Origin of the sequence: Actinophytocola sp. (assembly GCF_036555685.1) — a bacterium.
Lineage (GTDB): Bacteria > Actinomycetota > Actinomycetes > Mycobacteriales > Pseudonocardiaceae > Actinophytocola.
The window spans coordinates 1-5,828 of sequence record NZ_DATBKY010000313.1; the positions used below are offsets into that span (position 1 = coordinate 1).

The 5,828-nt window shown below is 71.9% G+C and carries 9 protein-coding genes and 1 pseudogene; 8 read left to right on the forward strand and 2 right to left on the reverse strand.

All coding sequences use genetic code 11. The features are described 5' to 3' along the window. A pseudogene (locus tag VH969_RS33255) lies at positions 1-208 on the reverse strand (hypothetical protein); the annotation flags it as partial. A 267-nt stretch (positions 209-475) separates the two neighbouring features. Here VH969_RS33255 and VH969_RS33260 point away from each other — a divergent pair. The 5 genes from VH969_RS33260 (at position 476) to VH969_RS33280 (ending at position 4,440) form a co-directional block, all read left to right on the forward strand. Further along, a complete protein-coding gene (locus tag VH969_RS33260; protein WP_331981877.1) occupies positions 476-1,183 on the forward strand; it encodes a hypothetical protein in 708 nt (235 codons plus the stop codon). Positions 1,184-1,231: 48 nt separating this feature from the next. Beyond that, positions 1,232-1,993 carry a DUF6529 family protein gene (locus VH969_RS33265; RefSeq protein WP_331981880.1) on the forward strand — a complete coding sequence of 254 codons (762 nt, stop codon included), beginning with the start codon at positions 1,232-1,234 and terminating at the stop codon, positions 1,991-1,993. A 42-nt stretch (positions 1,994-2,035) separates the two neighbouring features. Further along, positions 2,036-2,824, forward strand: coding sequence for a Rieske (2Fe-2S) protein (locus tag VH969_RS33270; protein WP_331981883.1), 789 nt, complete (start codon positions 2,036-2,038; stop codon positions 2,822-2,824). A gap of 6 nt (positions 2,825-2,830) precedes the next feature. Next, the gene (locus tag VH969_RS33275) at positions 2,831-3,703 is read left to right on the forward strand and encodes an alpha/beta fold hydrolase (RefSeq protein WP_331981886.1); all 873 of its coding nucleotides are present in this window, start codon (positions 2,831-2,833) and stop codon (positions 3,701-3,703) included. Between the two features lie 68 nt (positions 3,704-3,771). Continuing rightward, a complete protein-coding gene (locus VH969_RS33280) occupies positions 3,772-4,440 on the forward strand; it encodes a TetR/AcrR family transcriptional regulator (RefSeq protein WP_331981889.1) in 669 nt (222 codons plus the stop codon). Here the strand turns inward: VH969_RS33280 and mftR are convergent. Continuing rightward, positions 4,400-5,053 (reverse strand): mycofactocin system transcriptional regulator MftR, encoded by a 654-nt coding sequence (gene mftR, locus VH969_RS33285; RefSeq protein ID WP_331981893.1) that lies wholly within the window; start codon positions 5,051-5,053, stop codon positions 4,400-4,402. The two genes, VH969_RS33280 and mftR, sit on opposite strands and share 41 nt — an antisense overlap. A 62-nt stretch (positions 5,054-5,115) precedes the next feature. Here mftR and mftA point away from each other — a divergent pair, with 62 nt between their 5' ends. From mftA to VH969_RS33300, 3 genes are all read left to right on the forward strand, one after another. Beyond that, positions 5,116-5,256, forward strand: a complete 141-nt coding sequence (gene mftA / locus VH969_RS33290) for a mycofactocin precursor MftA (RefSeq protein WP_331981896.1) — start codon at positions 5,116-5,118, stop codon at positions 5,254-5,256. Positions 5,257-5,260: 4 nt separating this feature from the next. Next, positions 5,261-5,566 (forward strand): mycofactocin biosynthesis chaperone MftB, encoded by a 306-nt coding sequence (gene mftB, locus VH969_RS33295; protein WP_331981900.1) that lies wholly within the window; start codon positions 5,261-5,263, stop codon positions 5,564-5,566. Further along, on the forward strand, positions 5,563-5,828 hold a 266-nt coding region (locus tag VH969_RS33300; RefSeq protein ID WP_331981903.1), incomplete at its 3' end, for a radical SAM protein. The genes mftB and VH969_RS33300, both read left to right, overlap by 4 nt.

The window sequence follows — 5,828 nt, forward strand, 5'->3', positions numbered from 1 at the left end:
CGAGTAGTACACACGAGGTTCCGGAGAGGGCGGCTTTCGCCTCGGCGAGCGAACGGACCCGGCGCATGTCGACGTTGGCCTCGACCTCGCGCAGCAACTCCTCGACGAGGAACGCGTCGCCGTCGTCGTCCTCGATCAACAGCACTTGAGTGGGGTCAGGTCTCGGCTCACTCGGCGCCCCGGTGAGCGCAAAGTCGCGAGCTGCCATCGGCGGTCTGCCCGTCCTGGTCCTGGGTGTGCCGACCTCCGGCGGTCGATACGGTTGGCACATCGTAAACACCGGGTTCGCGGGTACCGATCGGTCCCCTCACGGGAAGTTGTGGCTGGTGCTGACGCTGGAGCAGTGGATACGCTCGTTCGACGTCCTGTAGCGGCCGCCAACCTTGATCGGATGTGAACCGCCCGGCTCGCCCACTCGTGTATCTGGATGAGTCCGAGGCGGCTCATCTAACCATCGCGAGCTGAGGAGAGTGCCGTGACGCATCGGGGACCGGTGGTCACCGCCGTAGTCGTAGTGGGTGGCCTCGTGGGTTTCATGACGGCCAACTCGGCGGGCGCCCTGGTCGCGAACAAGTCCGCGGACCAGAAGACCGGCGTCGAGGTTCCGGCGCCGCAGAACCCGCCCGAGCAGGCGAACAAGCCGCCGAAGGGTGGTGCGGAGGCGCCCTCCTCGCCCGAGAAGCCGGCGAAGCCGAAGCCGCCGCCCGCGCCCACGTTCCCGGCGGAGGTCATGTACTCCGGCGACGCGACCGCCAGTGACCTCGCGATCGCCGTCGCGATCAAGGGCAAGCAGGCCTCGGCGTACCTGTGCGACGGCGCCGCCGTCGAGGACTGGCTCAAGGGCACTGCGGACGCCGGCAAGGTGGAGCTCAGCTCGAAGAACGGCGGCTCCGCGCTGAGCGGCGCGCTCAAGGGCAAGCGCCTCGCCGGCGAGGTGACCTTCCGCGGCAAGACCGTGCCGTTCTCCATCGCCGTCGCGCCGCCGCCCGCGGGCCTCTACCGCGGCCAGAACGGCCAGACCACGATCGGCTGGATCGTCCTGCCGAACGGCAAGCAGGTCGGCATCTCCAACGAGGGCGGCCGGGAGACCCCCGCGCCCGAGCTGGATCCCGAGAAGGGGTTCGTGACCGTCGACGGCATGCGGATCGACGCCGAGCAGGTCGAGGGCGACACCACCTGGTGAGCCGTCGGCGGGAGTACAGCAAGGTCGGGGAGAGATGAGATGCGTGGGATGAGCACGTCCGACCACGGGCGCCAGCCGGACCTTTTCGGCCAGCCCGAGTACCCGCAGGAGCCGGACTACGGTCAGCCCGACTACAGCGACTTCACGCAGCCGCACTACAAGCAGCCCTACGGCGCCGACGCCGACGCCACGCAGCCCGTCCAGCAGCACGTCGCCGCGCCGCGCGTCGGCTGGGACGGCCCGGGCTGGGAGGCCGACGAGGACGAGCCGCCCCGCGGCAACTTCGGCCGGGTTCTCCTCGCACTGGCGATCGGCTCGCTCGTCGCGGTCGCCCTCGGCGTGTACGGCTCGGTCCACGAGCCGACCGGCGAGGCGCTCAACCTGGCCGGGTTCTCCGACGGTCTGCACGCCAAGGCGTGGCTCGCCACGGTGGTGTTCGCGCTGGTGATCGTGCAGCTGCTGTCGGCGCTCGCGATGTGGGGCCGGCTGCCGGGCGTGCGCGGCGGCGGCCCGGTCTCGGCCAAGCTGCACCGGTGGTCCGGCCGGCTCGCCGTGCTGATCTCGCTGCCGGTGGCGGCGCACTGCCTGTACGCGCTGGGCTTCCAGAGCGTCGACACCCGCGTGGTGCTGCACTCGCTGCTCGGCTGCTTCTTCTACGGGATCTTCATCTGCAAGATGATCGTGCTGTCCCGCGACGACCAGAAGCCCTGGGTGATCCCGGTCATCGGCGGTCTGGTGTTCACGGCACTGACCGGCCTGTGGCTGACGTCTGCGGTCTGGTTCTTCTCCAACGTCGGAATTGGCCTGTAGCCGCATCTGTCGAATCGGTCGAATCTGGAGGTCTGGTATCCCATGGCGGACGAGACGCGCGCCCACGGCGTGCCGAGGCGGACGGCGGTTGCCGGCGCGGTGGTGATCGCCGGCGCGGCCGCCGGCTGCGCCCGGTACGCCGAGCCCGCCGCCGAGCCGCAGGCCCCGCAGGGCGCGGCCGCGGAGGAAGGCACCGTCCTGGGTGCCGTCTCCGAGGTGCCCGTCGGGGGCGGGAAGGTCTTCGCCGACAAGAAGATCGTCGTCACCCAGCCCGCGAAGGGCGAGTTCAAGGGCTTCTCGGCGGTCTGCACCCACCAGGGCTGCGTCGTCGGCAAGGTCGCCGACGGCACCATCGACTGCGGTTGCCACGGCAGCAAGTTCGCGATCACCGACGGCTCGGTGAAGGGCGGCCCGGCAAAGAAGCCGTTGCCGGCCACGGAGGTCTCGGTCGCCGACGGCAAGATCGTGACCGGGTCGGGCGGGGACCAGAAGCCGCCCGCCGAGGAACCGCCGAAGGAGAAGCCGCCCGCCGAGAAGCCGCCCGTGAAGGGGCTCGCCTCCACCGACGAGATCCCGGTCGGCGGCGGCAGGGTGTTCGAGAAGGAGCAGCTCGTCGTCACCCAGCCGGTGAAGGGCGAGTTCAAGGGCTTCTCCGCGATCTGCACCCACCAGGGCTGCACGGTGAGCGCGGTCAAGGGCGGCACGATCAACTGCCCGTGCCACGGCAGCAAGTTCGAGGTCGACGACGGTTCGGTGCGCAGCGGGCCGGCGACCAGGCCGCTGCCGTACCGCAGCGTGAAGGTCGACGGTGACCAGATCCGCTTGGCCTGACCGTCCGTGGCGCTGACCGGGCTCGCGGAGAGCCGCCTCGCGGTCGGCGACGGTCATTACCACGTCGCACACGGCGGCTCGGGCCCGCCGGTGCTGTTGCTGCACGGATTTCCCGAGACCCACGTCTGCTGGCAGGCGATCGCGCCGCGGCTGGCAGGCAGGTTCACCGTCGTCGCGCCGGACCTGCGCGGGTACGGCGCGTCGACGGCGCCGCCCGGCGGCCCGCACGGCGAGGGCTACACCAAGCGGGAGATGGCGGCGGAGCTCGTCGAGCTGATGGCGGGCCTGGGCCACGACCGGTTCGCCGTCGTCGGCCACGACCGCGGCGCGCGGGTCGCCTATCGCATGGCGCTGGACCATCCGTCGTGGGTGAGCAGGGTGGCGGTGGTCAACGTGGTGCCGACGCTGGAGCAGTTCGAGCGGATGGCCGGGGGACCGGCGCTCGGGTACTGGCCGTGGTACCTGCTGGCCCAGCCCGCGCCGTTCCCGGAGGAGCTGCTCGCGGCCGCGCCGGAGGCGTTCCTGACACACGTCTTCGAGACGTGGCCGGCCGACCCGTCCGCGATCCCGGCGGAGTCGCGGGCGGCCTACCTCGCGGCCCTGACGACGGACACGATCGCCGCCATGTGCGCCGACTACCGGGCGAGCTTCCACCTCGACCGCAAGCACGACGTGGCCGACCGCGTGGCCGGCCACCGCATCTCCGCCCCGCTGCTGGTGGCGGTGGGGGAGGAGGAGAAGCAGCTGGAGGACGCCCCGACGGTGTGGACCCGCTGGGCGGAGGACATCGCGGCGGTGCGCCTGCCGGGTGGGCACTTCACCCCGGAGGAAGCACCGGACGAGCTGCGCGCCGCCCTGGTCGACTTCCTGGCCCGCTGACTCGAGCCCGGCTCGACGCCGGGCGCGCGCCGCGCCGCCCGCGCAGGATAATCGGGGTACGAACCGCGATGGGGAAGATCATGGACGACCTGGGTGACGAGCGCGCGCGGGGTCGACCGCTGCGTGCCGACGCCGCCCGCAACCGCGGGCAGATCCTGCGGGCGACCGTCGAGCTCGTCGTCGAGCATGGGCCGACGGTGCCGATGGAGGCCATCGCGCGGCAGGCCGGCGTCGGCGTCGCCACGCTGTACCGGCACTTTCCCGACCGGGCGACCCTCTACTCGCAGGCCCAGCTCGAGGTGCTGCGCCTGGCCGCCGACGAGGCGGACGCGGCGCTGCGCGAGGAGCGCGACGCCTTCGCCGCGCTCGCCCGCTACATGCACCGGGCCGTCGACCTGCGGGTGAGTGCGGTGATGCCGCTGCTCAACGAGCACGTGCCGGACGACCGGCTGGTCGAGGCCGCCCGCCGGCGCGGCCTGGACGCCATCGACCGGCTCGTGGCCCGCGCGCACCGCGAGCGCGCGATCCGGCCCGAGGTCTCCAGCGGCGACATCGCCCTGCTGATCATCCGGGTCTCCCGGCCGATCCCCGGCGTGCCGGCCGCGGACAACCACCGGCTGAGCCACCGCCACCTCGAGCTGCTGCTCGACGGCTTCGTGCACTTCCTCGGTGCCGACCGCCTGCCGGGCCCGGCCGTCACCCTCGAGGAGCTGGGGCCGGTCCCCGACGGTCCGTGAGGGACGGCTCGCCGGCGAGCGCCGGGTCGGCGAAGCCGGCGGCCAGCGCGCGCAGCGCCGCGTCGAGGTAGACGGTGAGGTCGGCGTCGGCGCGGGCCGACCAGCGTTCGTAGGCCGCGCGGCAGGCGGCGAGCGTGGCGCGGCCGGCGGCGAGCGCGTGCAGGGAGTCGGCGGGCTGGCCGCAGCGGCGGGCGACGAACTCGGCGACTGCCCGTTCCCAGGCGTCGTAGTGGATCGTGGCGCTCGCGGCGAGCTCGGGCACCGTGCTGATCAGGTGCATGCGCATGCGCAGCTCGGGCACGTCCTCGGCGTGGTAGTGGTTCGCGGCGATGACCGCGCGGCGCACGGCGTCCATCACCGGCAGGCCGTCGGGCGTCTCGGCGAGCGTGGCCCGGATCGTGTCGACCTCGCGGTCGAACTCGCTCCACAGCACCTGTGCCTTGGCCTCGAAGTAGCGGAAGAACGTGCGCCTGCTGACGCCGGCGGTCGCGGCGATCTCGTCGACGGTCGTCTCGTGGAAGCCCTTCTCGGTGAACAGGCGCAACGCGATGAGCTCGAGCGTGCGGGCGCTCGTGCCGCGCGGCCTGCCGCGCCGGGGGCTTGTTTCTGTCACAGGGTGACGTTATCGTACCGGAGATTCGGCACGGTGTGACGAAATCGGACGAGGGAGTCGAGATGTCGCAGGACGAGACCGGAAGCGTGGACCGGGCCGCCGAACAAGCCCCCGGGGACGCCGCCGAAGAGGTCGCCGAAGAGGTCGCCGTCGAGATCCTCGTCGAGGAGGTCTCGATCGACGGCATGTGCGGTGTCTACTGAGGGCGTGTCTACTGAGGACGTGTCTATTGAGGACGGTCGGCCGTTCGACCTCGACACCGCCTGGGCGCTCGCCGGGCAGGTGTCGGTCCGGCCGGAGCGGTTCGGCGCGCTGCTGTACCACTTCGGCACCCGCCGGCTGTCGTTCCTGAAGAGCCCGGTCCTGCTCGAGGTGCTGACGGGCCTGGCCGAGTCCCCGACCGCCCGCGCGGCGTGCACCCGGGCCGGCGTGCCGGACGCGGAGCTCGCGAGCTACCGCACCGCGCTCGCGACCCTGGCGGCATCCGACATGATCCGGGAGCGCACGCCATGAAGTTGGTCGACCAGTTCCAGTACGGACTCGACGCCCCGATCTGCCTCACCTGGGAGCTGACCTACGCCTGCAACCTGTCCTGCGTGCACTGCCTGTCCAGCTCGGGGCGCCGTGACCCGCGGGAGCTCGCCACCGCCGAGTGCGAGGCGGTGATCGACGAGCTCGAGCGGATGCAGGTCTTCTACGTCAACGTCGGCGGCGGCGAGCCGACCGTGCGGCCGGACTTCTGGCATCTGGTCGACTACGCGACCGCGCACCACGT